The 721-nt window shown below is 47.2% G+C and carries 1 pseudogene; it reads right to left on the minus strand.

From position 1 onward, the window contains the following. Positions 1-643: pseudogene (locus ACS8FC_RS17355) on the minus strand (hypothetical protein); the annotation flags it as partial. Positions 644-721: the final 78 nt, after the last annotated feature.

A 721-nucleotide genomic window follows, 5' to 3' on the forward strand; every position in this document is an offset into this window, starting at 1 on the left:
TTCTATTACTAGAAGGTACGTTGCTAGGAATGTTACTTGGGACATTGGCAGGTACGTTGTTGGGATTATTATTAAATCCATCATTATTGTTAGGTAGTGGCGCGGGTATCACGCGATCACCTGTGTCATTATCAGCGGCTTGATATTCTCCAGTGCTATTGCTCATACCGTCATTATTGTATTGGTTATTAGCGCCTGTTCCATCGCCGAGTTGATTGTTTACGCCATTAGTGCCTGCCATACCATATGTCGTATCACCATTACTATTGTTAGGCAGTGGCAATGGCGCAGTACTATCGACTGCCATGGTTGGTGCTAAACTACGTACGTTTGTGACCAATTGTTGTAGTAGCATGTCATCCGGCGCCTCTACTGTCAGACGATCGTTTTGTAAATGTAGACGGGCAAACGGTGTCGATCTGAGCATGGTCAGAACATTGGGCAATATCTCCGCAGGCATATTTGCGATAGTGGTTGCTATTCCATCCTGCACGGTCAATTCACATATACTCGCCTGCTCACCAAAGCTCGTATTGAGTGCCTGTTGTAACGAGCTTTGTAGCGCTGCATCACCGACCGTCGCGCTACAAGTATAGAGGTTACCACTATCATCTACGCCAACGATGAACTCGATGGGAGTCATCGTTGGTGCTGGTGGCGGAGCTGGAGTGACCACAGGCGCGACAGCAACAGGTTCTACTGGTATGTCATTTTTGGGTTT

The organism is Psychrobacter sp. 1Y4 (genome assembly GCF_051847555.1).